This is a genomic window from Arthrobacter sp. RAF14, from assembly GCF_052114185.1.
In the GTDB taxonomy this organism is placed as follows: Bacteria; Actinomycetota; Actinomycetes; order Actinomycetales; family Micrococcaceae; genus Arthrobacter_E.
In genome coordinates, this window is sequence record NZ_JBFREG010000005.1 from 117,775 (window position 1) to 143,442 (window position 25,668).

The window sequence follows — 25,668 nt, forward strand, 5'->3', positions numbered from 1 at the left end:
CATGGCGCTGGTCGCGGGGATCGACACCTCCACCCAGTCTTGCAAGGTGACCGTCCGGGACGCGGAGAACGGGACGGTCCAGCGCCAGGGGCGGGCACGCCATCCGCAGGGCACCGAGGTGGACCCGGAGCGCTGGTGGGACGCGCTGCACGAGGCCCTGCGGCAGGCCGGGGGACTGGACGGCGTGGATGCGGTGTCGATCGCGGGGCAACAGCACGGCATGGTCTGCCTTGATGAGCGCGGCGAGGTCATCCGCCCGGCCCTGCTCTGGAACGACGTGCGTTCGGCGCCCGACGCGGACCGGCTCGTGGCCACGGCGGGACCCACGCCGGAGCTGGGCCGCGAGTACTGGGCGCGCAGCACCGGCACCGTCCCGGTCGCCTCGCTGACGGTGTCCAAGCTGCACTGGCTCGCCGCGAACGAACCCGCCAATGCCCGGAAGGTCGCCGCGGTCTGCCTCCCGCACGATTGGCTGCAGTGGCGGCTCGCGGGATTCGGACCCGGAAACCCTGATCTGGAGGCCCTGGTCACCGACCGTTCGGACGCGTCCGGCACGGGGTACTACTCGGCCGCTCACGGCGCCTACCTCCCGGAGGTGGTGCGGAACGTCCTGGGGCACGACGTCGTCCTGCCGCGCGTGCTCGGGCCCCTCGAATCCGCCGGGCGGCTTCCGTCCGGGCAGCTTCTGGCGCCCGGCGCCGGGGACAACGCCGCGGCGGCCCTCGGCGTGGGGGCCCAGCTGGGGGACGTGGTCGTGTCCCTGGGCACGTCCGGGACGATCTTCGCCGTGTCCTCCGCGCCGAGCCACGATCCGGAGGGAGTGGTGGCGGGGTTCGCGGACGCCACGGGGAACTTCCTGCCCCTGGTGTGCACGCTCAACGCGGCCCGGGTCTTCGACGCCACGGCGCAGTTGCTCGGCGTGAAGCTGGACCGGCTGGACGCCCTGGCCAGCGCGGCCCGTCCCGGATCCGGCGGGCTGACGATGGTGCCGTACTTCGAAGGCGAACGCACGCCGAACCTGCCCCATGCGAAGGGCGGCCTGCATGGCATGACCCTGGAGAACTGGAGCCCCGGCAATGTGGCGCGGGCGGCCTTCGAGGGCGTGATCGCCTCGCTCGCGCTGGGGCTGGACGCCCTGGAGGCCCAGGGCGCGAGGGCCCGGCGGGTCATCCTCATCGGGGGCGGCAGCCAGGCGAACACCGCGCGGGCCGTGGCGGCCGACGTGTTCGGTCTGCCGGTGCTGGTGCCGGATCCGGACGAGTACGTGGCCCGCGGCGCGGCGGTCCAGGCCGCCGGGGTCCTCGCCGGAGGGCTCCCCGTGTGGCCGCAGGACGGACACCTGGTGCCCCAGACCCTCGGCGACGGCGCGGCGCTCGCGGCCTTCCGTCACTGGTCCGCGGGGTACCTGGGCTAGGAACCCCGCCCCCTCCCTGCTCGCGAGACGCCAGTTGAGCACAGTCCCGGGGCGTGGGACTGTGCTCAACTGGCGTCTCGCGAGCAAGGGGGGAGGAGGACTCGCTAGGCCAGGACGTGCTCGCCGAGGATCTCCACGAGGGCTTCGGGGGTCTCCGCGGCCAGGAGTTCCGCCCGGACCGGCGCTTTCATGAGTGTTCGTGCCACCTTGGACAGGAGCTTGAGGTGCGTGGTGCCGGCCTCACCCTCGGGGATCAGGAGGGAGATGGCCAGACGGACGGGTCCGCCGTCGAGCGTCTCCCACTCCACGCCGTCGCGCATCCGCAGCACCACCAGCGCGGCATGGTCGATCGCCGCGGACTTCGCGTGCGGGATCGCGAGCCCGTCCATGAGGCCCGTGGTTCCCTGAGCCTCACGGGCGGCCAGCCCCTCGACGACGGCGGCCGGCCCGGCCGTGATGCCGAGCGCGGCGGCGTCGACGTCGAGCAGGACGTTTTCCGGGGCGAGAACGGCGGTCATGCGACGGCCTCCTTCGAGAGTTCGGGGGCGGTTGCGGTGGACGGGGTGGCGGCCTTGCGCTGCATGTAGGCGCCGTAGATCAGGCCGCCCACGATCGAGCCGACCAGGATCGCCAGGACCCATTGCAGGCCGTTGGTGACCACGGGCAGCACGAGGAATCCGCCGTGCGGGGCCGGCACCTGGACCTGGAGGAGCAGGGTCAGGATGGCAGAGATCGAGGAGGACAGCATGAGGATCGGGATGACGACGATCGGATTGCGGGCCGCGAACGGGATGGCGCCTTCCGTGATGTGCGTGGCGCCCAGGGCGAAGTTCACGTAGGCGGCGTCGCGGGTGCGGGCGTCGAAGGCCTTGCGGAAGAACAGGGCGGCGAAGCCCGTGACGAGTGGCGGGGTGATGCAGGCGGCGGAGACGGCGGCCATGAAGAAGAAGTTGCCGTTGCCCAGCAGCGCCACGCCCGTGACGTAGGCGGCCTTGTTCACGGGACCGCCCATGTCGAAGGCGCACATGATGCCCAGGACCAGGCCGAGCAGGATGGGGCTGGCGCTCTGGAATCCGGTGAGGAAGTCCTGGAGCCCGGTGTTGATGGCCTTCATGGGGGTGGTCAGCAGGTACGTGACCGCGCCGAAGACGAAGGCGCCCACCACGGGGAAGATGAAGATCGCCTTGAGTCCGTTGAGGGCCTTGGGCAGCGGTTCCAGGAGTTTGCCGAGCAGCAGCATGCCGTAGCCGGACAGGAAGCCGGTGATGATGCCGCCCAGGAAGCCGGTGCCGCCGTTCGCGGCCAGGAGACCGGTGACCAGGCCGACCACCAGGGCGGGCCGCTTGCCGATCGAGTCCGCGATGAAGGCCGAGAGCACGGGCACCATGAGGCTCATGGAGGTGCCGCCGATGGTCTTGAGCATCGCGGCGAACTCGTTGTACTGCTCGGGGTGCGTGGGGTCCGCGGAGTAGATGCCCCAGAGGAAGGACAGGGCCACCAGCACGCCGCCGCCCACCACGAACGGCAGCATGTAGGAGACGCCGTTCATGAGGTGCTTGTAGAGGTCGCGGGCCTGGAACCGCTGACCCGCCGCGACGCGGGTGTCCCCGAAGAGTCCGTGGTCGCCGTCGTCGGCGGGGGTCGCGGTGCCCGTGGCGTCCGCGGCGGGCGGCGCCGCCTTGCCGCCGCGGATCGGGGCGGCGCCGTCGAGGATCTGCTGGATGAGCTCGGCGGGGCGGCTGATGCCGGCCTTGACCTCGACGTCGACCACCGGTTTGCCGTTGAACCGGCTCGCGTTGACGTCCTTGTCGGCGGCGATGATGACGCCGTCAGCGGCGGCGATCTCCTCGGCGGTCAGCGCGTTTTCGAGACCCACCTGGCCGTGGGTCTCCACCTTGATCCGGACACCGAGCTCTTCGGCGGCCTGTTCCAGTGCTTCCGCGGCCATGAACGTGTGCGCGATCCCGGTGGGGCAGCCGGTGGCCGCGACGATGAATTTCTCTGTCATTGCTTCTCCTGGGGAGTGTGGTCCGCGGCGGTGCGGGTCGGGTCTGTGCGGGTGCGCCTCAGGCGAGGACGTTCAGGACGTGCTCGACGGCGGAGGCCACGGCGTCGCGCGCCGGGCCGGAGTACTTGCGGGGGTCGGTCAGGGCCGGGTTCGCGTCGAGGACGCTGCGGATGGCGCCGGTGTAGGCGACGTTGAGGGCCGTGCCGACGTTGATCTTCACCATGCCGTGGGCCGCGGCCTGGCGCAGCTCCGCGTCCGGGACGCCCGAGGAGCCGTGCAGCACGAGCGGCGCCGGGACCTCCGAGGCGAGCGCCTGGATCAGGGCGTGGTCCAGGGCGGCGGTCTGTTCGGTCATGGCGTGGGAGGAACCGACGGCCACGGCGAGGGCCGCCACCCCGGTGTCGGTCACGAACTGACGGGCTTCGGCCGGGTCGGTGCGGACGCCGGGCGCGTGCGCCCCGTCCTTGCCGCCGATCTCGCCCAGTTCGGCCTCGATCCAGACGCCGTGCGCCGCGCCCCACTCCACCATGGCGCGCGTCTGGGCGACGTTGTCCGCGAAGGGCAGGTGCGCGCCGTCGTACATGGCGGAGCTGGCGCCCAGGTCCGCGGCACGTTGCAGGAGCACGGTGTCCGTGATGTGGTCCAGGTGGAAGGACGCCGCCGTGCGGGATTCGCGGGCGGCCGCGGTGATCGCGGCGGCGATGGCCGTGGGAGAGCCGTGATACGTCACGGCGTTCTGGCTGAGCTGCAGGATCACCGGCCTGTCTGCTCGTTCGGCTCCGGCGAGAATGCCCTGGGCGTGCTCCAGGGTGATGACGTTGAAGGCGACGACCGCGGCCTGGCGGGCCTGCGCGTCGGCGACGAGTTCGGCGGTGGTGACGAGTGCCATGTTCTGCTCTCAGGGTCTTGGGCATTCAAACTATTTCCAATAGTATTGAGCTAAATCCAATCAAATACAACCCCTTGCACTCCGGACCCAGGGAAGCAGCCATGATCCTCACCGTCACCCCCAACCCGGCCGTCGACTGGACCGTCACCACGGATTCCTTCGCCTTCGACGCCGTCAACGTCGCGTCCGGCACCACGCGGGAGGCGAGCGGCAAGGGCATCAACGTCTCCGTCGCCCTGCAGCGCAACGGCGTGCCCACGCGCGCCCTCTTCCCGGCCGGCGGCGGCACGGGCGCCTTCATGACGGAACAGCTCGCGGCCATGGGCGTCGAGGCCGTCGCCGTGCCCAGCGGGGCCGAAGTGCGGACCAACATCACCCTCCGCGTCCCCGGGCATGCCGGGACCAAGATCAACGAACCCGGCGCGGCCCTGGGGGAGGACCTCGCGCGGCGCCTGCTGGACGCGGTCCGTGCGGCCCTGACCGAGGCGCTCGCGGCGTACGACGGCGGAGTCACCCTCGCGCTGTGCGGCAGCCTCCCGCCCGGCACGCCGGAGTGGTTCCACCCCGCGCTCGTGAGCCTGGGGCGGGAGCTGGGGGCCGCCGTCGTGGTGGATGCCTCGGGTGAGGTGCTGAGCCGTGCGCTCGCGGCCGGGCCGGGGCTGGTGAAGCCGAATGTGCACGAACTGGCCGCCGAGACCGGGCGGGTGCTCGACACGGTCGGGGACGTGGTGGCGGCCGCCCGCGAACTCCTGGCCCGCGGAGCCGGGGCGGTGCTGGCGAGCCTGGGCGCCGACGGCATGGTCTACGTGGATGCGGACCGCGCACTGCACGGCCGCGCCCGGGACGTCCGGGTGCTCAACACCGTGGGCGCCGGGGACGCATCGCTGGCCGGGTTCCTCGCCGCGTGCGACGGCGGGGCGGAGCCGGCCGAGTGCCTGGCCTCGGCGATCCTCTACGCCTCCTCCGCGGTGGGCCACGCGACGACGCTCTTCGACGTGGACCCGGCGCTGCGGGACCGGATCACCGTCACCGCCGAGCCGGATCTGACACTGGCGCTCGCGGAGCCGGCGAGGGGCTGAGGCGCGCGCCGGTGACGTCCCCGCCAGGCTATTGATCAGACGTGGTCGGGTCTGACAAAATGGATCGTGCAAAGGGCGGTGCCCTGCGAAGTAGGCCTGGGAGAGCTCCGGATGGTGTCTCGAACCAGGCCCGCGTCATTTAACCCGTCGGGTCCTGACGGAAAGCTCCTCCAGCAGGCCCTTCCAGGGGCCTCCGCGCTGGACACACCACGCGATCGCGTCGGCAATCCACAGCACAGGCTCTTCCGCCGGGCTCATGTGACGATACTCGAACTCTCCATAGGGGCGGCGCCCGTGGGTGTGCCGGCGGATCACTTGTTTGTCGCCGTCGACGAGTGAATCGTCCCGCTCGAGGACGAGTTTCGACGCTCTGTGCCGATGCAGTTCGTCAACGAGCTGAGTCAGCCCGTTGGTCCTCGCTTCGTGGTCATGCCGCCCGGCGCATTCATAGACGACGGCGGTCACCTGCAGGGATTTCACAAGAGCGATGAAGTCTCTGCGGACCGCGTCCCGTTCACTCTTGAAATGAACCCGTCGCACACCAGGTTTGACGAACTTCCTGAGTTCGGCGCGGACACTTCCCACGGCTTCCGGAGTGACCACTGCGGCCACGAGGAAATAGCCCTTGGACTTCGTCTCGTCGACGTAGACCTGGGCGCGCGGCGGATACAACGGGTCCTCGGCGTGAGGGCCCGGCGCGGAGTTCTTCACGGTTTTCGGAGTGTACCGAGTGCCTCCGACATGCGTGATCGCCCGCCGTCGTTCGTCCCGACTGGCAAGGCCTAGCCCCGTGACCGAACGGGCGTCACAATGGTCGGATGGAACCACACGAACGGCAGTCCCGCATTCTGGATCTCGCCCGGGAGCAGGGGAAGGTGGAGGTCGCCTCCCTGGTGCCCGCGCTGGGCGCAGCCGCCGAGACGGTCCGCCGGGATCTGCGCGCCCTGGTGGACCGCGGTGTGCTGCGCCGGGTCCACGGCGGGGCCGTCGCAGTGGAGACCGCCGGGTTCGAATCCGACGCCGGCTACCGGGCCACCGCCAATGTCGCGGAGAAGCGCCGCATCGCGGCGGCGGCCGCGGAGCTGCTGCACGGCGCCGAGACGGTCTTCCTCGACGAGGGTTTCACACCCCGATTGATCGCCGAACAGCTCCAGACCGAGCGCCGCCTGACCGTCGTGACCGCCTCGCTGCTCGCGGCCCAGGCGCTCTCGCGCAGCCCCGGCTTGACGGTGCTCCTGCTGGGCGGGCGCATGCGCGGTCACACCCTCGCGACCGTGGACCACTGGGCGCTGCGGATGCTCGGGGAGCTGCAGATCGACGTCGCGTTCCTGGGCGCCAACGGCATCTCCCGCGAGCACGGCCTCACGACGCCGGACCCCGCCGTCGCCGCCATCAAGCAGGAGGCGGTCCGGCAGTCCCGGCGCCGCATCCTGGTGGGCACCCACACCAAGTTCGGGGCCACGAGCTTCTGCCGCTTCGCCACGGTGCCGGACTTCGAAACGATCGTCACGGACGGCGCCCTCTCCGTGCGCGAGGCGCAGCGATACGAGGCGCTCGGCCCGCGCGTGCTGCGGGTCTGACCACGACGGCGGGTCTGACGACGACGCCGGCCACGTCACCGCCGATCCGGTCACCAAACGGTCGTGCCCAGCCACCCAAACGGTCGCCGGAGCGAGCCTGAAAGCTGCCCATAATCGAGCTGTCCCCAATTCGATTCCTGGGAGTCATCACCATGCACAACGTCGTCATGCACCGCTTCTTCAAGCACCGTCCCGTCGCCCCGCCGGCAGTCACACGCCGTCCGTCAGATGCCCGTTTCAGCCCGAATGCTGGCACCGGGATGCCCGTTTCACCTGGGCGTATCGCTGATGGTGTGGCGGATGCCACAATCGAACCCAGCCAAGCAGTCAGCTTCGGGCGCAAACTCTAAGAGACGGGCAGACATGTATCCAGTGGAACGCCATCGATGGATCATCGAGACGGCCCGTGCGCAGGGCCGCCTCGAAGTCCCGGAGATCGCGGGCCAATTGGGCGTGGCCGTGGAGACGGTCCGCCGGGACCTGAACGTCCTGGAGCGGCGGGGGCTGATCCGCCGCGTCCACGGGGGAGCCATCCCCGTGGAGAAGCTCGGCTTCGAGAGCACCCTCCTGGCCCGGGGATCCTCCCACCCGGAGGCCAAGGCCAGGATCGCCCAGGCGGCCCTCGAATACACGGATGACGTGGAGTCGATCTTCATCGACGAAGGCTCCACCGCCGCCGCGTACGCCGCCCAGCTCCGGCCCAACCGGCCGGTCCTGGTGGTCACCAGTTCCCTGCCGGTGGCGAGCCAGCTGGCGGTCAGGCCCCATCTGGACGTGGTCATCCTCGGAGGCCGGGTCCGCCCCAACACCCTCGGCGCGGTGGATCACTGGGCCACCGACATGCTCAGCCGGCTGGTCCTGGACCTGGCCGTCGTCGGAACCAACGGCGCCACGGGCAAACACGGGCTCACCTGCCCGGACTCCTCGGTGGCCGCCGTGAAATCCGCAGCGGTCCGAGCCAGCCGCCGCACGCTCCTGATCGCCGACGAATCAAAGTTCGGCGTCGACTCCAGCATCAAGTTCGCCGATCTCCATGACCTCGACGCCGTGGTCACGGAGAAGACCGTCCCCGAGTCCCACCTTCAGCCTTTCCGCCGGCTCGGAGTCCAGATCACGCAGGTCTGATACCCCACCGGAACACCACGCACCACCTCTCACCGCAGTACACCCTTGCCTGAAACGGCCCTGGAAGAAAGAAAAACCGTGAAGATCCTGCCTACACAACGTCGCATCGCCGCGTCGCTCGCAGTCCTCGCCCTCGCCACCACGGCCCTGTCCGCCTGCTCCGGCGCAGGCGGCGGGGACGCCGGCGGAGATGCCCAGAGCATCAACGTCCTCATGGTGAACAACCCGCAGATGCTCGATCTCCAGAAGCTGACCGCGGACAACTTCACCAAGGAGACCGGCATCAAGGTGAACTACACCGTCATGCCGGAGAACGACGTCCGGGCCAAGATCAGCCAGGAGTTCTCCAGCCAGGCGGGTCAGTACGACGTCGCGTCCCTCTCCAACTACGAGATCCCGTTCTACTCCGCCAACAAGTGGCTGGCCCCGCTGGACGACACCGTCGCCAAGAACACCGAGTTCGACCAGAAGGACATCCTGCCCGCCTACACCGCGTCGCTGACCGGCACGGACGGGAAGCTCTACGGCGAACCCTTCTACGGCGAGTCCTCCCTGCTGATGTACCGCAAGGACGTGTTCCAGGCCAAGGGCCTGACCGTGCCGTCCAACCCCACGTGGGACCAGGTGGCCGATCTGGCGGCCAAGGCCGATGGAGCACAGCCCGGGATGAAGGGCATCTGCCTGCGCGGCCAGCCGGGCTGGGGCCAGGTCTTCGCCCCGCTCACCACGGTGGTCAACACCTTCGGCGGGACCTGGTTCGACAAGGACTGGAACGCCCAGGTCAACTCCCCTGAGTTCAAGGCCGCCACGCAGTTCTACGTGGACCTGGTCCGCAAGCACGGCGAGGCCGGTGCCGCCCAGGCGGGCTTCACCGAGTGCCTCAACAACATGGTCCAGGGCAAAGTGGCCATGTGGTACGACGCCTCCTCCGCCGGCGGCTCGCTGGAAGCCGACTCCTCCCCGGTCAAGGGCAAGATCGGCTACGTCCAGGCGCCCGTGAAGCAGACCAAGCAGTCCGGCTGGCTCTGGACCTGGTCCTGGGGCGTCCAGGCCGCGTCCAAGAAGCAGGACGCGGCGGGCAAGTTCATCGCCTGGGCCAGCTCCAAGAAGTACGAGGAACTCGTGGCCAAGCAGCTGGGCTGGGCCAAGGTGCCCTCCGGCAAGCGCAGCTCCACCTATGAGAACGCCGACTTCCAGAAGGCCGCGCCGTTCTTCAAGGCGGAGAAGGAGGCCATCCTGAGCGTCGATCCGAAGAACCCGGGCGTGCAGCCCCGGCCCACCGTCGGCATCCAGTTCGTAGGCATCCCCGAATTCGCCGACCTCGGCACCACCGTCTCCCAGGGCGTCAGCTCCGCGATCGCCGGGCAGACCAGCGTGGACGACGCCCTGAACAAGGGCCAGGAAGCCGCCACCAAGGTCGGCGACAAGTACAAGAAGTAACCCTTCCTTCGATCAGGGTGCGGCGCCCCTCACGGGCGCCGCACCCACCAGGAGCCACCATGACCACCACAGCCTTGCCGGACACCGGCCGCCGCCTCGGACGGGCGCCGCTGCCCAAGCCGACGGCGCGGGAGCGGGCCACCGCCTGGGCGCGCCGGGCCCCGCTCATGCCCGCCCTCATCTTCCTGATCATCACCACCCAGCTGCCGTTCGTGGTGACGATCATCATCTCCTTCATGAACTGGAACGCCCTCAAGCCCACGGAGACCGGCTTCGCGGGATTCAAGAATTACGTGGAGGTCCTGACCAACAACGACTTCCGGCAGGCCATCCTCGTCACCATCATCCTCACGGTGTCCGTGGTCCTGGTCAGCCTGGTGATCGGTCTGATCCTCGCCCTGCTGCTGAACCAGAAGTTCTTCGGCCGCGGCCTGGCGCGCACCCTGCTGATCGCCCCGTTCCTGGTGGTCCCCGTGGCCGCCGCCCTGGTCTGGAAGCACGCCATCCTCAACCCGACCTACGGCCTCATCAACGGCGTCCTGACCTGGTTCGGCCAGCTCACGGGCAATCCGGACCCGCCCCAGCTGGACCTGCTCTCCACCCAGCCGCTCCTGGCCGTCATCCTGTCCCTGGTGTGGCAGTGGACCCCGTTCATGATGCTGATCCTGCTGGCCGGACTGCAGTCCCGCCCGGCAGATGTCATGGAGGCCGCTCAGATGGACGGTGCCACCGGCTGGCAGGTGTTCCGCCACATCACCCTGCCGCACCTTCGGCAGTACCTGGAGCTCGGCGGTCTCCTGGGGGCCATCTACATCGTCCAGAACTTCGACGCCGTGTTCACCCTGACGTCCGGCGGTCTCGGGACCGCGAACCTGCCCTACGCCGTCTACCAGACGTTCTACTTCGCCAATGAGTACGGGGTGGCTTCCGCCGCCGGCGTGATCGTGGTGATCGGCAGCATCATCGTCGCCACCTTCGCCCTCCGCACCGTCTTCACCCTCTTCAAGAAGGAGGCAGCCCGATGAGCAGCACCGCACTCGCCGACAACGACACCGGCAACGGCACAGGCGCCGGGGCCGGGCCCCGGCCGGCCCGCCGTCGTAAGTCTCGGCTGGATCCCACCCGCAACAACACCGCGGCCGGCATCATCGCCTGGCTGGCGGCGCTGTTCTTCGCGCTGCCCGTGCTCTGGATGGTGCTCACCTCCTTCCACAGCGAGCAGGACGCGGCCACCAACCCGCCGTCGATCGGGGCAGCCCTGACGCTGGACTCCTACGCCCAGTTCTTCGGCTCCAGCTCCGGCGTCAGCCCCTGGCCGCCGCTCATCAACTCGGCGATGGCCAGTGTCTTCTCCACCATCCTGGTGCTGCTGCTGGCCATCCCCGCCGCCTACGCCCTGTCCATCAAGCCCGTGAAGAAGTGGACGGACGTGCTGTTCTTCTTCCTCTCCACCAAGATGATGCCCGTGGTGGCCGCCGTGCTCCCGCTCTACATCTTCGCCAAGAGCTCCGGATCCCTGGACAACATCTGGTTCCTGATCCTCATGTACACCTCCATGAACCTGCCGATCGCGGTGTGGATGATGCGCTCCTTCCTGGCCGAGGTGCCGGTGGAGATGCTGGAGGCTGCGCAGCTGGACGGCGCGAATCTGCTGCTCACGCTGCGCAAGGTGATCGCGCCCGTGGCCATGCCCGGCATCGCAGCCACGAGCCTGATCTGCTTCATCTTCTCCTGGAACGAACTCCTGCTGGCCCGGGTCCTCACGGGTGTCCGGGCCGGGACCAGCCCCGTGTTCCTCACCGGCTTCGTCACGAGCCAGGGCCTCTTCCTGGCCCAGGTCTGCGCCGCGGCCGTGGTCATCTCGCTGCCGGTCCTCGTGGCCGGGTTCGCCGCCCAGGACAAGCTCGTCCAGGGCCTCTCCCTCGGTGCCGTGAAGTGAGGGCCGCGCTCGTCAGCGAGCCGGGGCGCATGGAGGTCGTGGATCTCCCGGACCCGACGCCCCGTGCCGATGACCTCATCCTCAAGGTCGCCTCGGCCGGCATCTGCGGCACGGATCTGCACATTCTGCACGGCGGCTTCGCACGGTCGCTGCCCCTGGTGCCGGGGCACGAGTTCGCGGGAGAGGTGGTGGCCGTCGGGTCCGGCGTCACCGGCTTCCGGGTGGGGGACCGCGTCACGGCCGACCCCAACATGCCCTGCGGCCGCTGCCCGTACTGCCGGGTGGGACGTGGGAATCTCTGCGACGACTTCCAGGCCCTCGGCGTCAGCGAGGCGGGTGCCATGGCCGAATATGTCCGGGTGCCGGAGGCGCTCGCCGTGAAGCTCCCGGAGCACCTGGCCCTGGCGGACGCCGCCCTGGTGGAACCGCTGTCCTGCGCCATCCACGCCTTCGACGTCCTCTCACTCCGGATGGGCGCCCACGCGCTCATCTACGGCGCGGGGACCATGGGCCTCATGCTCCTGCAGCTCGCCAAGCAGTCGGGAGCGTCGAGCGTGCACCTCGTGGATCTCAACCCGGAACGCCTGGCCACGGTCGGAATCCTGGGGGCCACGGGCGCGGCGGCCTCGGCCGACGAATTCGACCGGCCGCAGGGCTGGGACGTGGTCATCGACGCCACCGGCAATCCGCGGGCCATCGCGGATGCCCTCGCGCGGGTCTCCAAGGGCGGGACCTATCTGCAGTTCGGGGTCCCGCCGGAGGACGCCCGGGTGGAGTTCGACCCGTTCCGCGTCTACAAGCAGGAGATCAGCATCCTCGGTTCCATGGCCGTGCTGCACAGCTTCGAACGGGCCGCGGAGCTGTTCGCCACGGGCCTGATCCCGCCCGAAGTCTTCATCAGCCACCGCTTCCCGCTGGACCAGGCGCCGGAGGCCATGGCGCTCTTCGCCGCGGGCCAGGGCCGCAAGGTCCTCGTGCAGCCCGGGCTCTGATGCCTGCCCACACCACCCATCCACGACCTGAATCAGCACCAGAGAAGGACAACCCCATGCCGCACCTCAACACCGTCCTCGTCGTCGGGGACAAGTTCATCCCCACCGAGAGCTACGCCGAACACCTGGACGACGCCGGACTGGACGTGCGCTACATCGACTGGTCCGGGGAGAAGGCCGAGCAGCACGCCCTCCAGACGATCATGGAGCACCAGGGGGCCAACTCCGTCGGGACGCCTCCGGAGATGTTGGAGAACATCGCGGAGGCCGAGGCCATCGCCTTCCACTTCGCCCCGGTCACCAAGGAGCTCCTGGACGCCGCGCCCCGGCTGAAGCTGATCTCGGTGGCGCGCACCGGCGTCGAGAACATCGACGTGGAGGAGGCCACCCGCCGTGGCATCGGGGTGGTGCAGGCGCTGGGCCGGAACGCCGGGGCGGTGGCGGAGCTGCAGATCGCGCTCATGCTCGCCGAGTCCCGCAACGTGGCCCGCGCCGACGCCAGCGTGAAGGCCGGCGGCTGGCGGAAGGACTTCCCGGGCGCGCGGGTGGAGATCCACGGCCGCACCGTGGGGATGGTCGGCTTCGGGCACGTGGGGCGCATCTTCAGTGAGCGCATCTCCGGGTTCCGCCCTCGGCTGCTCGCGTTCGACCCCTACGCGAGCGACGACGCCCTGGCCGCCTCCGGCGTCGAGCGTGCGGAAAGCCTGGACGACGTCTTCCGGGAGAGCGACTTCGTGCTCGTCCAGGCGCGTCTGACGCCGGAGACGGAACGGTTCATCGGGGCGGAGCAGTTCGCATTGATGAAGCCCGAGTCGTATTTCATCAACGTCTCCCGCAGCCGCCTGGTGGACTACGACGCCCTGTACGACGCCCTGGCGGAGGGCCGCATCTCCGGCGCCGGACTGGACGTCTTCGACGCGGAGCCCCTCGCCGAGGACGACCGCTTCCGCCACCTGGACAACGTCACCATCACCACGCACTTCGGCGGCGACACCGAGGACACCAACGCCATGTCCGCGCGCCTGGTGGCCGAGGCGATCCTGGAGTTCCGCGAGAGCGGCCGGATCGAACGCGCGCTCAACGCCCGGGAGCTCGGATGGCGCTGAGTCCGTCGCGGTACTTCCTGGGCCTGGACGCCGGTCAGACGTTCACCAAGGCGGTGCTCTTCACGGAGGACGGCCGTCAGGTGGCCCGTGGCGCCGCGTCCGTGGCGACCTTCTCGCCGCGGGCCTCCTGGCAGGAGCGCGATATGGAGGAAGTCTGGCGTGCCGCCGCGGCCGCCATCCGCGAGTGCCTGGTGTCCGCCGGGGTGCTCGGCGCGCAGGTGGCCGGCGTGGGCATCTGCGGCCACAACGACGGGGCGTATCTCGTGGACGACGACGGCGCCCCCGTCCGCCCGGCCATCCTCGCCACCGATTCGCGCGCCGTGGCCGAGGCGGCCGAGCTGGGGGAAGGCGCCCGCGGCGCGGCGGCCCTGGCGGAGACCGGGCAGATCCCGGCCCCGTACAGCCCCTCGGCCCTGCTGCTGTGGCTGGAACGGCACGAGCCGGAGACCCTCGCGAAGACCCGCTGGTACCTGTTCTGCAAGGACTGGCTCCGGTTACGTCTGACGGGGGAGACCGCCACGGACCCGTCCGAGGCGAGTGCGTCGTTCACCGGGCTGCACGAGCAGGAGTGGTCCGATGAAGCGCTGCGGATCTACGGCCTCGGGGCGTACCGCGGACTGCTGCCGCCGTTGCTGGCGAGCTCCGCCGTCGCCGGTCACGTGACCAGGGCGGCAGCCGAGGAGACCGGGCTGGCGGAGGGCACCCCGGTGGTGACGGGCGCGCACGATGTGGATGCGGCGGCCCTGGGCATCGGCGCGATCGGGGCGGGGTCGCTCAGCCTGGTCATGGGGACCTTCAGCATCAATCAGGTGGTGTGGGACGCGCCGCTCGGCGACCCGCGCTGGCAGGCCCGCTCCTTCCTGGAACGCGGGCGGTGGCTGCACATGTCCACGTCGCCCAGCAGCGCCTCCAATTTCGAGTGGGCCATGCAGAACTGGGGTGGCGGGGCCGGCTACGCCGAGGTGATCGAGGCGGCCCGCCTGCTGGATCCGTCGGCGTACCGGGACGCCCCGCACTTCCTGCCGTACCTCTACGGGGCCCCGTTGGGCTACGGCGCGGGCGGGGCACAGCTGAGCGGCCTGCGCGGCAGCCACGACCGTCACGACGTGTTCCGGGCCGTGCTGGAGGGGGTCGCGCATAACCACCGGTGGCACGTGGACGCGCTGCGTTCGGCGTTCACCTTCACCGGAGCCGCGCGGTTGTGCGGCGGAGGGGCGAAGAGCGAACTCTGGACTCAGCTCATGTCCGATGTGCTGGACCTGCCCCTGGAGGTCACGGATTCCACGGAGGCGGGCGCACGCGGGGCGGCGCTGCTGGCGGCGATCGGGGTCGGGGCGTATTCCGGTCTGTCGGAAGCCGCCGACGCCGCGGTCACGGTGGTCCGGCGCCACGAGCCGCAGCACCACTGGGGTTCCGTCCTGGACGAGAGGTACGCGGAGTTCCTTGAGCTGATGCGGTAGCGCGCCCCGCTTAGACGACCTGGATCTCCAGACCCGCGGCGCGGAGCGTGGCGAGCTGGTCCTTGGTGATGCCGTCGTCCGTGATCAGGAGGTCGATGTCCTCGAGCGTGGCGTGCTGGACCGTGCTGATGGACCCGATCTTGCTGTGATCGCAGAGGAGGATGCGCTTGCGGGCGCTCGCGAGCATGGCGCGCTTGACCTGCGCCTCGGCGGGGTCGGGCGTGGTGAGCCCCCGCTCGGGGTGCAGGCCGTTGGTGCCGAGGAACGCGACGTCGGCGTTCAGCTCTGCGAGCGAGCGCAAGGCCCATTCGTCCACTTCCGCCAGGGTGCGGGAGCGCACGCGCCCGCCCAGGGTGAAGACGTCCAGCTGCGGATGCCCGAGCAGTTTCAGGGCGATGGGCAGGGTGTTGGTGAAGACCGTGAGTGCGGGGCCCGGCGGGAGGAGGTCGGCGAGGCGTTCGGTGGTGGACCCGGCATCCAGGAGGATCGAGCCGCCGACGGGCAGGTGCTCGAGCGCTGCTTCGGCGATGCGGGTCTTCTCGCGGGCGAGCCCCGTGCGTTCCTGGACGGGGGGCTCGAAGGAGGCCGATTCGGCGGGGATCGCTCCGCCGTGGACGCGCTGGAGCTGGCCGTGGCGTTCCAGGTGGATGAGGTCCTTGCGGATGCTCTCGATGCTCACGTCGAAGGACGCGGCGAGTTCCCGGGTGTCGACGCGCCCGGCCGCACGGAGGAGCGCGAGAATGCGCTGCTGGCGTTCGCCGGCGAAGACGGTGCGCTCTTCGGGTCCGTTGAGGCTCATGGTTTCCTGCCGCTGGTGGGTGTCTCGCACCAGACTACCGAGTGCGGGGCGCTCGCATCGGGTGCCGTGAATCGCCGAACGGGCGGGCGGGCACCACGCGGATGCCTCCGCCGGTGCCCACCCGCCCGCTCATTCAGCGTGGGGAACGGCTCATTTGTCGGGCGCGTAGGTGCAGCGCGCGGAGCCGTAAGCGGTGTTGCTCTCCTGCTTCGACACGGACTTGCCGTCCACGAGGATTTCGCAGCCGTAGGCTGGGCTGGCCGCGTCAGGATCCTGACCTCGTACGGTCAGGGTGAGCGTGCCGTCAGCCTTGGCCGGGACGGTGTTCGTGGAGTCGGCGTCGATTTCGACGTACCGGTTGCTGCTGCTCTGACGATTGCTGGCCGACCAGCGGGAGTCCACTGCCACCTTGCTGTTCGTCGTCACCTTGAACTCGACTGACACGTCCTTGGCCGGCTGCTCGGTCGTGTAGCGGGAGTACAACCTGTAGTAGGAGCAGCTTGCGATGGCGTTCTTGCCCTCGCCGGTCTCCTTCGCCACCGAGGTCCCGTCGACGAGGATCTCGCAAGTGACCTTGGCGTCCTGGGCCTGGCGGTCCGAGGAGATCGCCGAGACCCGCAGCGAGTCCTTGCCCTGAGCCGTGAATTCCGTGGTCTGGTCCTTGCTGACGTTCACTTCGGAGGTCCCGGTCGGTGTGTACCAGCGCACGTCCGTGGGGGTCGTCGTGGTGACGATGTACTTGACGGAGACCTGCTTGTTCCGGTCGTCGTTGTAGGTCTTGAGCGGGTCGGGCCTGTCGGTGATGCTGGTCAGAGCCGCGAAGGCGAGCAAGGCGAGGATCGAGCCCAGCACGCCGACAAGGCCGAGCCCCGCGCCGAACCAGGCCATGACCGTGCCGCCGAACTTCTTGACGAGGGACACCACGCCGAGTGCGATGGCCGCGAGTCCCGCCACGAGTGCCAGGATGTTGACGATCGGGATCCAGGCGAACACCAGAGAGGCGATACCGCAGATCAGTGCCGCGATCGCCAGGCCCTTGGGACCCGACGCCGGCGGCCGGCCGCCGTACTGCGGCGCCCCGTAGCCCGGGCCGCCATAGCCGGGACCACCCTGGCCCGGGCCGCCGCTGCCGAAAACGCCGTACTGCGGCGTCGATCCGTAGGGGGCCCCACCGCCCGGCGCCTGGCCTGGCCGGGCCTGCCCCGGGTACCCCTGCCCCGGGTAGGTCTGTCCGGGGCTGGGCTGACCGGGGTTCGGTTGACCCGGGTTGGCCTGGCCGGGGTATCCCTGACCCGGGTTGGCCTGGCCGAGGTACGGCGGGGCGGGCGCGTTGCGTGGCTGGTCTCCGGACTGACGGTCGTCAGGTCCCTGGCCGGAGGGAGGGGTGGTGTGCGACATGGTGCTCTCCGAGTGATAGTCAAGCGACTGTAGTTATCGCTTGACTCCATCCTAGATGTGTCGGGCCCGGCGGGCACCTGCTGAGGAGGGGGACGGCTCCCCATTGACAGCGCCGGGGGAGCCGTCCGAGTCTGGCGGGGTGGCCGCCGTCGTCGGGTGTTCGGCTGTCGGGTGTTCAGCTATGGAGCCGAAGGGACATCAGGCGAGCAGGTTGACGTCTCGGGGCTCCTTCACGGCCGACACCCCGGCGAAGGAGATCGCGGCGGCCACGGCGATGTAGACGCCGATCACCCAGGAGCTGTGGAACTGGTTGAGGAGCGCGTCGGCGATCATCGGTGCGAAGGCGCCACCGAGCACGGCGCCGAGCGCGTAACCGATCGAGACGCCGGAGTAGCGCACGTTGGCCGGGAACATCTCCGCGTACAGCGCGGCTTGCGGCCCGTAGGACAGGCCCAGCCCGAGCGTCATGACGAACAGAGCGACGAAGTAGAGGACGATGTTCCGCGAGTCGATCAGGAACCACATCGGGATCGCCCAGACGGCCAGGAGGATGTACCCGAGCTGGAAGGTCCGGACTCGTCCGAGGCGGTCGGAGAGATGCCCGCCCCAGAGCGTGAAGATCAGCCAGCCGAAGGATGCCAGGGCGGTGGCCAGGAGGACGCTCGGGCGGTCCATGCGCAGGGCTGTCGAGGCGTAGGCCGCGAAGTAGGCGATCAGCAGGTATCCGGCGGCGTTGTTGGCGATGAAGATGACGGCGGTCAGGAAGACCTGGCGGGTGTGGTGGCGGAACAGTTCCCCGAGCGGGGCCGAGGATTCCTTGCGGCGGCGCACGAGTTCATCGAAGACGGGGCTCTCCTCGACGGCACGGCGGATCACGAAGCCCACCACGATCAGCACGATCGAGAGCAGGAAGGGGACGCGCCAGCCCCACGCGAGGAAGGCCTCCTTGGACATGGAGCTGGTGAGGGCCCAGAGGGTGAAGGTCGCCAGGATCATGCCGATGGGGACACCGATCTGCGGGAACGCGCCAAACAGGCCCCGACGGTTCTTCGGTGCGTGCTCCACGGCCATGAGGGCCGCTCCGCCCCACTCGCCACCCGCGGAGAAGCCCTGGAGGATCCGGAGGAGGATGAGCAGGATCGGGGCTGCGATGCCGATGGCCGAATAGTCCGGCAGGAAGCCGATCAGGGACGTGGAGAGGCCCATCATGACCAGGGTCAGGACGAGCATCTTCTTGCGTCCCAGGCGGTCCCCGAGCCGGCCCGCCACCACGGCGCCCAGGGGCCGGAACAGGAAGGAGATGCCGATGGTGGCGAAGGAGAGCACCTGCGCCAGGGCGGGGTTCTCCTTGGCGACGGGGGCCAGGAAGAGGGGTGCCAGGACCAGGGCTGCGGCCTGGGCGTAGATGAAGAAGTCGTACCACTCGATGGAGGTGCCCACCAGGGTTCCGGCGAGGACCTTGCGTTCTTCGGACGAGAGATTCTTACTCCTGGCGGGAGCGGCGGCAGGTGACGACATGCGAACTCCGTTGTTCTGATCCTGTTGTTCTGAACCCCTGTAGTTCGGAACCTGGGTGCAGGGGCGGTTCCACCCCGCGACTGTTACCGAATGTTCGGTAAGTTAGCCAGAGCCTACTGGAGGAAGACAGCCGGGGGAAGAGGTCCCCGCCCCGGCCATCAGCCGTTCTGGCTCGTGGCGATCGCTCCCACCCGGTAGGTGGTGCCCATTTCGACGCTGTTCGGGACCTCGCGGCTGATCTGGGAGTCGCAGTAGACCACGTTCCAGTGGAGGTGCGGTCCGGAGGCGATGCCGGTCTGCCCCGAGTACCCCAGGAGCTGTCCCTGCTGGATCGGCGTTCCTGCGCTGATCGTGGCGCTGCTCAGGTGCGAATACTGCGTGCAGCGGTTGTCGCCATGGTCGACCCGCACCTGGATCTCGCCTGTGCTGCCCCAGCCGCTGAAGACCACCAGGCCGCTCGCGGAGGCGGTGATGGGCGCGCCCATGCCGGTGCCGAAGTCGACGGCGTGCTTGTTGTATTCGGGCAGGATGCCGCGGGCGTGCTCGGCCGGGCCTTGGAGGATCGAGTACGCCTTGCCCCGCGGGTACGGCAGCTTATACGGGCGCATCCCGGCGGTGCTGGCCGCTACTGACGACGCTGCCGACGTGCGCGTGGCGGGGATGAACCCGGCGCGGGTGCCGGTGACCCGGATGGCGATCTGACCGCCGACGTGCGTGCTGTTCAGTGTCAGCGTGGTGGATGTCGCCCCGGCGATGGGCACACCGTTGCGCAGCCACTGGTAGCTGAGGGAGACGGAGCCGGGACCCCAGGTTCCCGCGATGGCCGCGAGGGTCTGCCCGGCGGCCGGGTAGCCGCGGAACACGGGGGTCGGTGCGGGTCCCAGGAGCGAGCGCGTGGTGAGCGCGTTCGACGTGCGCACCGCGGTGGCGTAGCCGCTCAGCGTTCCAGTGACCCGGAAGCTGATGGCCCGGCCGGCGTCGGCGGTGGTCAGCACATAGGTGCTGGCTGTCGCGCCCGCGATCGGTGCGCCGCTGCGCAGCCACTGGTAGGCGAAGGCCGGCTTGGGGTTCCAGGTGCCGACGACGGCGGTGAGCCGGTTGCCGACGTCGAGCCCGCCGGAGATGGTGGGATTGGGAGCCGCGGTGAACTGCTTGCCCGCGCGCACCGGAGCGCTCACTCTGGAGGTCGTGTTGTAACCGGTGACGGTTCCCGTGACGACTGCGGCCAGGTCGGTGCCGGTGTCCGCGGTGGCGACTTTGTAGGACGCGGTGGTGGCCCCGGCGATGTTCGCTCCGTTGCGGCGCCATTGGTACGTGAAGGTGGACGGCCTCGGGTTCCACGTCCCGGGGTTCACCGTGACGGTCTGGCCGGGGGCGGGGACGCCCGTGATGACAGGCTGGACCGTGGCGATCGTGCCGCGTTGGAGTGCGGCCGTGGCTCCCGACGTGCGGGTGGCCGTCGCGAAGCCGGCCCTCGAACCGGTGACGCGGACCGAAACCGTTTTGCCGAGTGCCGTGGCGGGCGGAGCCCAGGTGGACCCGGTGGCCCCGGCGACGGCGGTGCCGACCAGGAGCCACTGGTAGCTGAACGTGGCGGCCGGGTCCCAGGTGCCCGGCACCGCGCGGAGTGTCTGGCCCACGGCGGCGGTGCCGGCGATGGTGGGATTCGGTGCTGCGGTGAAGGGGTCCGAGCAGGCTGGGGTGACGGGATCGTTCGAGTTGGTGTTGATGTCCACATCGGCGACGAAACCGCCGTCGACGGTCTTGTACCAAAGATCGTCCAGGCCGCCATTCGGGAGCCAGGGGCTGTAGTAGCCGGTGACGGCCTGGCCGCGGGCATAGCACTTCAGGGTGAGGGTCTGTGCCGCGTTGTACCAACCGAGCTGGGTGCTGTTGAGCGTGGCCTTCGCCATGCGCTGCGTCTTGATCGCGACCTTGCCGGTGGGGGTCGCCGCGCCGGCCGGCGCCGGGGCAGCGACGAGGAGCCCCGCGCCGAGCAGGAGGGCGGCAAAGGCCGCGGCCAATCGATTCTTCATGGTCCCTGTTCCTGAATGGGCCGAATGGCCGTGAGGTGAGAGTGAGTTCCCGCCTTCAGGATAGGGCTTCCGGGTCCGGCGCGGGGCCCTCCGAGGTCCCCTATGTGGACAACCACGGGGTGTCGAATGACCCCATGCCGCCCCGGTTCAGAGCGGGCGGCTCAGCGCACGGCGAGTTCACCGAGTTCGGACCAGCCGTCCACCTTCGTGTTGACGATGTCCGGGGTGCGCGCAAGGTACTGCGGGAGCTCGGCCTGCGCCTGCTTGAAGTGAGCGGAGTTCACGTGGGCTGCGCCGGCGTCGTCGTCCTTGAAGGCCTCGATCAGCACATAGGTGCTGGGGTCCGTCAGGGAGCGCGACCATTCGTAGAACAGGCACCCCTCTTCGGCGCGGGTGGCCTCGGTGAAGGCGCGGGAGATCTCGGGCCAGGCGTCGGCGTGCTCGGGCTTGACCGGGAACTGGGCGGTGATGAAGATCAAGGTTCTCTCCTTCAGTGAGGTGGTGCGGTACCTCCAGCATGCCCGACGACGGCGGCGCGGGGCACGTGGGTGGGAATCCGTGCGGTGTCGCCGCACTCAGCGAGGATAGGCGAGAGGTGTGATCAGTCGAAGTAAAGATGTGTGTGGAGGCGGCAGCGCTCGTTGAAGAGGCTGTGGCAGACGGGGCAGCTGTCGGTGGCGAGGTAGGCGTCGATGCTCAGCTCGGTCCGGCAGACTCCGCAGAGGATGGCCTTCTCGCCGCGGCGGTCGCGGGGCCATTGGCGTGCGGGGTGGTCCGCGGTTTCCTCGTGGCAGAGGTGGCACGGGTAGTAGTCGCCGCAGCAGAAGAACTTGATGGCGATGATGTCGACGGGCGCGCGGTAGTGGATGCACCGGGTCTCGTCGTCGACTGTGGGACCGAGGACGGGCGGGGACGTGTGGGGCATGGAGGAATTGTGGCACGGGGCGGGTGGGGCAGCGCGAGTGAGGGCGGGGAATCTTGCAGAATAGTGTGGAGGCGAGGGGGAACGTGATGGTTCAGGGAGCGAATTCAGGTGCCGCCGCGGGACGATGGTCCGTGGAGGAACAGGCGGACATCAGGCAAGACATCTTCAGGTGGCTCCAGAGCCAAGAGCTTGCCAGAGGAGGTTATGAGTTTCGCAGAGAATTCCTGCGGTCTGAATATACCTATCGCGGCGTGCAGATTGCGCTCATGGACCGACAAACGGGTATTTGGAATCCTCAAGGTTTCGATACGACGCTGTCCATCACTAATACGTTGAAAGGTCCCTACGACGACGAGTCGAACGCACAGTATCTAAGGTACTCCTACGAGAGAGTGGCGGGTCGACCGCTGATCAGTGGCCGCAATCTCAAACTCCGAGCAGCGGCCGAGCGTCAAGACCCTCTGATCCTGTTCCAAGAGGTGCTTCCAGCCTTGTACCTGCCGCGATACCCGGTGTTCATTCAGCAGGATGACCCGGTAGAAGGGTTCGTCTCTGTGACGCTGGAGAAGTCTCTGGTCGATTTAGATGACCCCATTTATAGCTCCGGGTCGCCGAAGGAATACGCCGAGCAAGTTCGGATGGTTCGACGGCACCAGAGAGACTTCCGGCGTCGTGTGGTGCGCGCCTATCAGGATCACTGTGCAGTCTGTGAACTGAATATTCCCGCCTTGATTGATGCAGCTCATATCACTCCGGACATCGATGTTTCGAGCTCGACCGAGGTGTCAAACGGGCTGGCATTGTGCAAGCTGCACCATGCTGCTTATGACGGAAACCTGCTGGGCATCGATGGTGATTATCGAGTGTCGGTGAGGCCCGACGTCCTCGCATTGCCCGGCACTTCCCTGGTGAGGCACGGAATGCAAGAAATGAACGGTCGTTCCTTGTACGTCCCGCGCGCGTTTTCGCTCCGCCCGGACCGCGACAGCTTGCAGGTTCGATACGAGGGGTTCCTCAAGAGCTGGTGATCGCGAGAGAACACGTGGTGCCCGAAAGACTTCGCTTTAGGGGCACCACGTGTTCCTTCGCGGAGGGGAATGATCACCCGTCGATCGAGCTCATATCCCCGTACCGCTCACCCACAACAGCCCCACGCGGCACCGCTTCTTCCAAGGCCTCGAGCTCTGCCGGGCTGAGTTCGATCGAGGCGGCGACCACGTTCTCCTCCAGGTACTTCACGCGGCGGGTGCCCGGGATGGGGACGATGTCCTCGCCCTGGGCCAGCAGCCACGCGAGGGCGAGCTGGCTCGGGGTGCAGCCGCGTGCTTCGGCCAGCTCCGTCACCCTCGCGGCCAGCGCGAGGTTCGCCTCCAGCGCCGCGCCCTGGAACCGCGGGAAGTAGGCCGACGACCGCGCGTCGCCGTCGCCGGTCACCGACTCCGCCGTCATGGTGCCCGTCAGAATCCCGCGACCCAGCGGCGAGTACGGCACCAGACCGATCCCCAGCTCACGCAGCGCGGGCAGCACCGAGTCCTCCACGTCGCGGGAGAACAGGGAATATTCCGTCTCGACGGCGGTGATCGGGTGCACGGCGTGGGCGCGGCGGATGGTCGCGGCCGAGGCCTCCGAGAGCCCCAGGTGTCGCACCTTCCCTGCCGTCACCAGCTCCGCCATGGCACCCACTGTCTCCTCGATGGGGACGTTCGGGTCCACGCGGTGCTGGTAATACAGGTCGATGTGGTCAACGCCGAGCCGCTGCAACGAAGCGTCGCAGGCTGAACGCACATACTCGGGCCGCCCGTTGATGCCAAGGCGCTCCCCGTTCGGCCCCCGCATATTGCCGAACTTCGTGGCGAGCTGGACCTCGTCGCGGCGGCCGGCGATCGCCCGACCGACCAGCTCTTCGTTCGTGAACGGACCGTACATGTCGGCGGTGTCGAGGAAAGTGACGCCGAGGTCGAGCGCCCGATGGATGGTGGCGAGGCCGGCGTCGGGATCGGGCGTCCCATAGAACTCGGACATGCCCATGCAGCCGAGGCCCAGGGCGGAAACGGTCAGGGGGGAATCAGTGCCGAGGGTTCGTGTGGAGATCGTCATGAGACCAGCCAACTCCTTTGAGCGCGCTCTAAGTCAAGAGCGTCGGCAGCCGCAGCCGGCTGAGTCCGCTAGGTTGTCTGTGAATCCGCTACGTCTGGTAGCGGATTCACCCCTTCGATAGCGGACTCGACGAACCGGCGGCCGACGGAGTCAACGCGCCGCTCCGCGACGGGCACGCGAACGTCTCCTCCGTCGTCGCCCGGTAGATCCCGATCTTCGCCTCGATCGCCGCCAGATTCTCCTGGACTTGGCGCAGCTGTGCCAAAACGTGCTCCCGGTGCTCCAGCAGCAGGCTCAGGCGCGCGGGGACCGAGGCGTCGCCGTCGCGCACCAATTGCGCGTAGCGGCGGACCTCGGCGATCGGCATGCCGGTGGCGCGCAGCCGCGCGATCATGAGGATGCCGTTCACGTCCTGCTCGGAATACGTCCTGCGGCCCGACGACGCGCGGCCCACCTCGCGCGGGAGGAGCCCGTCGCGCTCGTAGTACCGCAGCGTGTGCTGGCTCAATCCGGTGCGCTCCGCGACTTCCGCGATGGTGAAGCTCATGACTCCAGTGTGCACCCGCTCGGGCCGCGGGAGACCCGCGAGGGAACAGTTGATGCCCCGAAACGCGCGGTTTCGGGGCATCAACTGTTCCCTCGCGATGGGTGGGGCCGGGGCTCAGTCTTCCCCGGCCAGCGCCTGCGAGACGGCGCGGGTGCGGGCGTCGCGCCGGGCGACCAGGCGCTCGTAGTTCTCCGGCCCGGTGCCGTAAGCGGCCTCGACCTGGTCGATGACCTCGCCGATCCTCGCGGGATCCGGCCGTCCGGCGTCGAAGGTCAGCTGCGAGCCGACGTGCTCCACCAGGTGGCGCATGCCGCCCGGGCCGCCGCCCAGCTGGTTGCTTTCGAACGGCCCCACGGTGGCCCAGCGCAGGCCGAGCGAGGACTTGACGAGTTCGTCGAGGTCCCCGGCGGAGATCACGCCCTCCTGAACCAGGTACACGCATTCGTCCAGGAACACCTTCTGAAGACGGTTGCCGACGAATGCCGGGATCTCCTTCTTCAGTGTGATGGGCTGCTTGCCGATCTCCGCGTACACCTCGGTGGCGCGGTCCACGGCCCACTGCTGCGTCGCCGGACCCGGAACCACCTCGACCAGCGGGATCAGCTGCGGCGGGTTGAACGGGTGGCCCACCAGGATGCGGTCGGCCGCGGCGTTGCCTTCGGCGATCGCGGACGGGACCAGGGAGGAGGTGGAGGACGCGAGCACGACGTCGGGGCGTGTGTGGGCCGCGAACGTCGCGTACAGCTCGTGCTTGAGTTCCAGGCGCTCGGGCCCTGCCTCCTGGACGAAGTCGGCGCCGTCCAGGGCCGATTCCAGGCTCGTGGCGGCCCGGACGGGAAGGCCGGCGAACGTGCCGTCGATGATGTCTTGAAGATCCGGGCGGGGATCGCTGATCTCCACGTTCCAGCCCTTCTCCGCGAAGAGCCTGGCCCAGGACAGGCCGATCACTCCCGCTCCCACAATGGCGACCTTCTGCATGATGGACCTCCCGGATCCTCGGTGTCAGTTCCGGTTCCACTCTACGCCTATGTTGCGCAATGCAACAGTGGGGGTGCTGAAGGTCACGCCGAGACCGCACCCCTTCCGCGAGGGAGCAGTTGGTGCCCTTGTGGGTGGGTTTTTGGGGTGTGAGGTGTTCTTTCGCGGTGGTGCGGTGGGGTGGGTGTTTTAAATGCCCGACGGCGGGCTCCCCGTGTGTGGGGTGCCCGCCGTGGGTGTGGTCCAGGTTTCCCCACGGTGGGTGGGGTGGGCCGCTTAGTGGGAAGCGGTTTCCTGTTCCTGGGCGTTCTTGGCGGCGTTCTTGCCGGCGGTGCGCA

The 25,668-nt window shown here is 68.8% G+C and carries 24 protein-coding genes; 11 read left to right on the plus strand and 13 right to left on the minus strand.

Translation table 11 applies throughout. From position 1 onward, the window contains the following. Position 1 precedes the first annotated feature (1 nt). The gene (xylB, locus tag AB4Y75_RS12835; RefSeq protein WP_441436268.1) at positions 2 to 1,414 is read left to right on the plus strand and encodes a xylulokinase; all 1,413 of its coding nucleotides are present in this window, start codon (positions 2 to 4) and stop codon (positions 1,412 to 1,414) included. 104 nt (positions 1,415 to 1,518) lie between these two features. On the opposite strand, the gene AB4Y75_RS12840 is transcribed toward xylB, so the two are convergent. Genes AB4Y75_RS12840 through AB4Y75_RS12850 form a run of 3 tightly spaced genes read right to left on the minus strand, consistent with a single transcriptional unit; the run spans position 1,519 to position 4,311 of the window. After that, on the minus strand, positions 1,519 to 1,932 hold the full coding sequence (locus tag AB4Y75_RS12840; protein WP_441436269.1) for a PTS sugar transporter subunit IIA: 414 nt from the start codon (positions 1,930 to 1,932) through the stop codon (positions 1,519 to 1,521). After that, positions 1,929 to 3,422, minus strand: a complete 1,494-nt coding sequence (locus AB4Y75_RS12845; RefSeq protein ID WP_441436270.1) for a PTS fructose transporter subunit IIC — start codon at positions 3,420 to 3,422, stop codon at positions 1,929 to 1,931. Before AB4Y75_RS12845 ends, AB4Y75_RS12840 begins: the two co-directional genes overlap by 4 nt. Before the next feature lie 58 nt (positions 3,423 to 3,480). Then, positions 3,481 to 4,311, minus strand: coding sequence for a class II fructose-bisphosphate aldolase (locus AB4Y75_RS12850; protein WP_441436271.1), 831 nt, complete (start codon positions 4,309 to 4,311; stop codon positions 3,481 to 3,483). A gap of 101 nt (positions 4,312 to 4,412) precedes the next feature. On the opposite strand from AB4Y75_RS12850, the gene AB4Y75_RS12855 reads away from it, so the two are divergent. After that, positions 4,413 to 5,390, plus strand: a complete 978-nt coding sequence (locus AB4Y75_RS12855) for a 1-phosphofructokinase family hexose kinase (RefSeq protein ID WP_441436272.1) — start codon at positions 4,413 to 4,415, stop codon at positions 5,388 to 5,390. Between the two features lie 135 nt (positions 5,391 to 5,525). On the opposite strand, the gene AB4Y75_RS12860 is transcribed toward AB4Y75_RS12855, so the two are convergent. Then, complete coding sequence (locus AB4Y75_RS12860; RefSeq protein WP_441436273.1) at positions 5,526 to 6,101, minus strand: hypothetical protein; 576 nt, start codon at positions 6,099 to 6,101, stop codon at positions 5,526 to 5,528. Positions 6,102 to 6,208: 107 nt separating this feature from the next. Between AB4Y75_RS12860 and AB4Y75_RS12865 the strand changes: the two genes are divergently transcribed. The 8 genes from AB4Y75_RS12865 to AB4Y75_RS12900 all read left to right on the plus strand — a co-directional run bounded on the left by AB4Y75_RS12865 (position 6,209) and on the right by AB4Y75_RS12900 (position 15,032). Continuing rightward, positions 6,209 to 6,970 (plus strand): DeoR/GlpR family DNA-binding transcription regulator, encoded by a 762-nt coding sequence (locus tag AB4Y75_RS12865; protein WP_441436274.1) that lies wholly within the window; start codon positions 6,209 to 6,211, stop codon positions 6,968 to 6,970. A gap of 363 nt (positions 6,971 to 7,333) precedes the next feature. Beyond that, positions 7,334 to 8,095 carry a DeoR/GlpR family DNA-binding transcription regulator gene (locus AB4Y75_RS12870; protein ID WP_441436275.1) on the plus strand — a complete coding sequence of 254 codons (762 nt, stop codon included), beginning with the start codon at positions 7,334 to 7,336 and terminating at the stop codon, positions 8,093 to 8,095. Positions 8,096 to 8,182: 87 nt separating this feature from the next. Beyond that, positions 8,183 to 9,535, plus strand: coding sequence for an ABC transporter substrate-binding protein (locus AB4Y75_RS12875; RefSeq protein ID WP_441436294.1), 1,353 nt, complete (start codon positions 8,183 to 8,185; stop codon positions 9,533 to 9,535). A 59-nt stretch (positions 9,536 to 9,594) separates the two neighbouring features. Continuing rightward, entirely contained in the window at positions 9,595 to 10,560 is a 966-nt protein-coding gene (locus tag AB4Y75_RS12880; RefSeq protein WP_441436276.1) for a carbohydrate ABC transporter permease, read from the plus strand. Then, complete coding sequence (locus AB4Y75_RS12885; RefSeq protein WP_441436277.1) at positions 10,557 to 11,474, plus strand: carbohydrate ABC transporter permease; 918 nt, start codon at positions 10,557 to 10,559, stop codon at positions 11,472 to 11,474. The genes AB4Y75_RS12880 and AB4Y75_RS12885 overlap by 4 nt, the downstream gene beginning before the upstream one ends. Positions 11,475 to 11,503: 29 nt before the next feature. Beyond that, positions 11,504 to 12,466: a zinc-dependent alcohol dehydrogenase family protein gene (locus tag AB4Y75_RS12890; RefSeq protein WP_441436278.1), complete on the plus strand. Its 963-nt coding sequence runs from the start codon at positions 11,504 to 11,506 to the stop codon at positions 12,464 to 12,466. Positions 12,467 to 12,522: 56 nt separating this feature from the next. Then, a complete protein-coding gene (locus tag AB4Y75_RS12895) occupies positions 12,523 to 13,572 on the plus strand; it encodes a 2-hydroxyacid dehydrogenase (RefSeq protein WP_441436279.1) in 1,050 nt (349 codons plus the stop codon). Then, entirely contained in the window at positions 13,563 to 15,032 is a 1,470-nt protein-coding gene (locus AB4Y75_RS12900; RefSeq protein WP_441436280.1) for an FGGY-family carbohydrate kinase, read from the plus strand. Before AB4Y75_RS12895 ends, AB4Y75_RS12900 begins: the two co-directional genes overlap by 10 nt. 10 nt (positions 15,033 to 15,042) lie before the next feature. On the opposite strand, the gene AB4Y75_RS12905 is transcribed toward AB4Y75_RS12900, so the two are convergent. The 6 genes from AB4Y75_RS12905 to AB4Y75_RS12930 all read right to left on the minus strand — a co-directional run bounded on the left by AB4Y75_RS12905 (position 15,043) and on the right by AB4Y75_RS12930 (position 21,708). After that, positions 15,043 to 15,831 carry a DeoR/GlpR family DNA-binding transcription regulator gene (locus AB4Y75_RS12905; RefSeq protein ID WP_441436281.1) on the minus strand — a complete coding sequence of 263 codons (789 nt, stop codon included), beginning with the start codon at positions 15,829 to 15,831 and terminating at the stop codon, positions 15,043 to 15,045. A gap of 150 nt (positions 15,832 to 15,981) precedes the next feature. Beyond that, positions 15,982 to 17,229, minus strand: coding sequence for a hypothetical protein (locus AB4Y75_RS12910; RefSeq protein ID WP_441436282.1), 1,248 nt, complete (start codon positions 17,227 to 17,229; stop codon positions 15,982 to 15,984). Positions 17,230 to 17,427: 198 nt separating this feature from the next. Continuing rightward, positions 17,428 to 18,747: an MFS transporter gene (locus tag AB4Y75_RS12915; RefSeq protein ID WP_441436283.1), complete on the minus strand. Its 1,320-nt coding sequence runs from the start codon at positions 18,745 to 18,747 to the stop codon at positions 17,428 to 17,430. A gap of 158 nt (positions 18,748 to 18,905) precedes the next feature. Beyond that, positions 18,906 to 20,783: a peptidoglycan DD-metalloendopeptidase family protein gene (locus tag AB4Y75_RS12920; RefSeq protein WP_441436284.1), complete on the minus strand. Its 1,878-nt coding sequence runs from the start codon at positions 20,781 to 20,783 to the stop codon at positions 18,906 to 18,908. A gap of 161 nt (positions 20,784 to 20,944) precedes the next feature. Beyond that, complete coding sequence (locus AB4Y75_RS12925) at positions 20,945 to 21,262, minus strand: putative quinol monooxygenase (RefSeq protein WP_441436285.1); 318 nt, start codon at positions 21,260 to 21,262, stop codon at positions 20,945 to 20,947. A gap of 122 nt (positions 21,263 to 21,384) precedes the next feature. Further along, positions 21,385 to 21,708, minus strand: a complete 324-nt coding sequence (locus tag AB4Y75_RS12930) for a CHY zinc finger protein (RefSeq protein ID WP_441436286.1) — start codon at positions 21,706 to 21,708, stop codon at positions 21,385 to 21,387. A 131-nt stretch (positions 21,709 to 21,839) separates the two neighbouring features. Between AB4Y75_RS12930 and AB4Y75_RS12935 the strand changes: the two genes are divergently transcribed. Continuing rightward, the gene (locus AB4Y75_RS12935) at positions 21,840 to 22,736 is read left to right on the plus strand and encodes an HNH endonuclease (protein WP_441436287.1); all 897 of its coding nucleotides are present in this window, start codon (positions 21,840 to 21,842) and stop codon (positions 22,734 to 22,736) included. Between the two features lie 73 nt (positions 22,737 to 22,809). Here the strand turns inward: AB4Y75_RS12935 and AB4Y75_RS12940 are convergent, their stop codons facing one another. The 3 genes from AB4Y75_RS12940 to AB4Y75_RS12950 all read right to left on the minus strand — a co-directional run bounded on the left by AB4Y75_RS12940 (position 22,810) and on the right by AB4Y75_RS12950 (position 25,330). After that, positions 22,810 to 23,799: an aldo/keto reductase gene (locus AB4Y75_RS12940; protein WP_441436295.1), complete on the minus strand. Its 990-nt coding sequence runs from the start codon at positions 23,797 to 23,799 to the stop codon at positions 22,810 to 22,812. Positions 23,800 to 23,911: 112 nt separating this feature from the next. Further along, positions 23,912 to 24,352, minus strand: coding sequence for a MerR family transcriptional regulator (locus AB4Y75_RS12945; protein WP_441436288.1), 441 nt, complete (start codon positions 24,350 to 24,352; stop codon positions 23,912 to 23,914). A 114-nt stretch (positions 24,353 to 24,466) separates the two neighbouring features. Further along, positions 24,467 to 25,330: a 3-hydroxyacyl-CoA dehydrogenase NAD-binding domain-containing protein gene (locus AB4Y75_RS12950; RefSeq protein ID WP_441436289.1), complete on the minus strand. Its 864-nt coding sequence runs from the start codon at positions 25,328 to 25,330 to the stop codon at positions 24,467 to 24,469. Positions 25,331 to 25,668: the final 338 nt, after the last annotated feature.

Bases quoted from the DNA above. Each gene is read 5' to 3' on its own strand.
- AB4Y75_RS12845 (WP_441436270.1), bottom strand. From the start codon at position 3,422: ATGACAGAGAAATTCATCGTCGCGGCCACCGGCTGCCCCACCGGGATC.
- AB4Y75_RS12895 (WP_441436279.1), top strand. From the start codon at position 12,523: ATGCCGCACCTCAACACCGTCCTCGTCGTCGGGGACAAGTTCATCCCC.
- AB4Y75_RS12840 (WP_441436269.1), bottom strand. From the start codon at position 1,932: ATGACCGCCGTTCTCGCCCCGGAAAACGTCCTGCTCGACGTCGACGCC.
- AB4Y75_RS12890 (WP_441436278.1), top strand. From the start codon at position 11,504: ATGGAGGTCGTGGATCTCCCGGACCCGACGCCCCGTGCCGATGACCTC.
- AB4Y75_RS12850 (WP_441436271.1), bottom strand. From the start codon at position 4,311: ATGGCACTCGTCACCACCGCCGAACTCGTCGCCGACGCGCAGGCCCGC.
- AB4Y75_RS12950 (WP_441436289.1), bottom strand. From the start codon at position 25,330: ATGCAGAAGGTCGCCATTGTGGGAGCGGGAGTGATCGGCCTGTCCTGG.
- AB4Y75_RS12865 (WP_441436274.1), top strand. From the start codon at position 6,209: ATGGAACCACACGAACGGCAGTCCCGCATTCTGGATCTCGCCCGGGAG.
- AB4Y75_RS12945 (WP_441436288.1), bottom strand. From the start codon at position 24,352: ATGAGCTTCACCATCGCGGAAGTCGCGGAGCGCACCGGATTGAGCCAG.
- AB4Y75_RS12910 (WP_441436282.1), bottom strand. From the start codon at position 17,229: ATGTCGCACACCACCCCTCCCTCCGGCCAGGGACCTGACGACCGTCAG.
- AB4Y75_RS12870 (WP_441436275.1), top strand. From the start codon at position 7,334: ATGTATCCAGTGGAACGCCATCGATGGATCATCGAGACGGCCCGTGCG.
- AB4Y75_RS12855 (WP_441436272.1), top strand. From the start codon at position 4,413: ATGATCCTCACCGTCACCCCCAACCCGGCCGTCGACTGGACCGTCACC.
- AB4Y75_RS12920 (WP_441436284.1), bottom strand. From the start codon at position 20,783: ATGAAGAATCGATTGGCCGCGGCCTTTGCCGCCCTCCTGCTCGGCGCG.
- AB4Y75_RS12905 (WP_441436281.1), bottom strand. From the start codon at position 15,831: ATGAGCCTCAACGGACCCGAAGAGCGCACCGTCTTCGCCGGCGAACGC.
- xylB (WP_441436268.1), top strand. From the start codon at position 2: ATGGCGCTGGTCGCGGGGATCGACACCTCCACCCAGTCTTGCAAGGTG.
- AB4Y75_RS12915 (WP_441436283.1), bottom strand. From the start codon at position 18,747: ATGTCGTCACCTGCCGCCGCTCCCGCCAGGAGTAAGAATCTCTCGTCC.
- AB4Y75_RS12880 (WP_441436276.1), top strand. From the start codon at position 9,595: ATGACCACCACAGCCTTGCCGGACACCGGCCGCCGCCTCGGACGGGCG.
- AB4Y75_RS12885 (WP_441436277.1), top strand. From the start codon at position 10,557: ATGAGCAGCACCGCACTCGCCGACAACGACACCGGCAACGGCACAGGC.
- AB4Y75_RS12930 (WP_441436286.1), bottom strand. From the start codon at position 21,708: ATGCCCCACACGTCCCCGCCCGTCCTCGGTCCCACAGTCGACGACGAG.
- AB4Y75_RS12900 (WP_441436280.1), top strand. From the start codon at position 13,563: ATGGCGCTGAGTCCGTCGCGGTACTTCCTGGGCCTGGACGCCGGTCAG.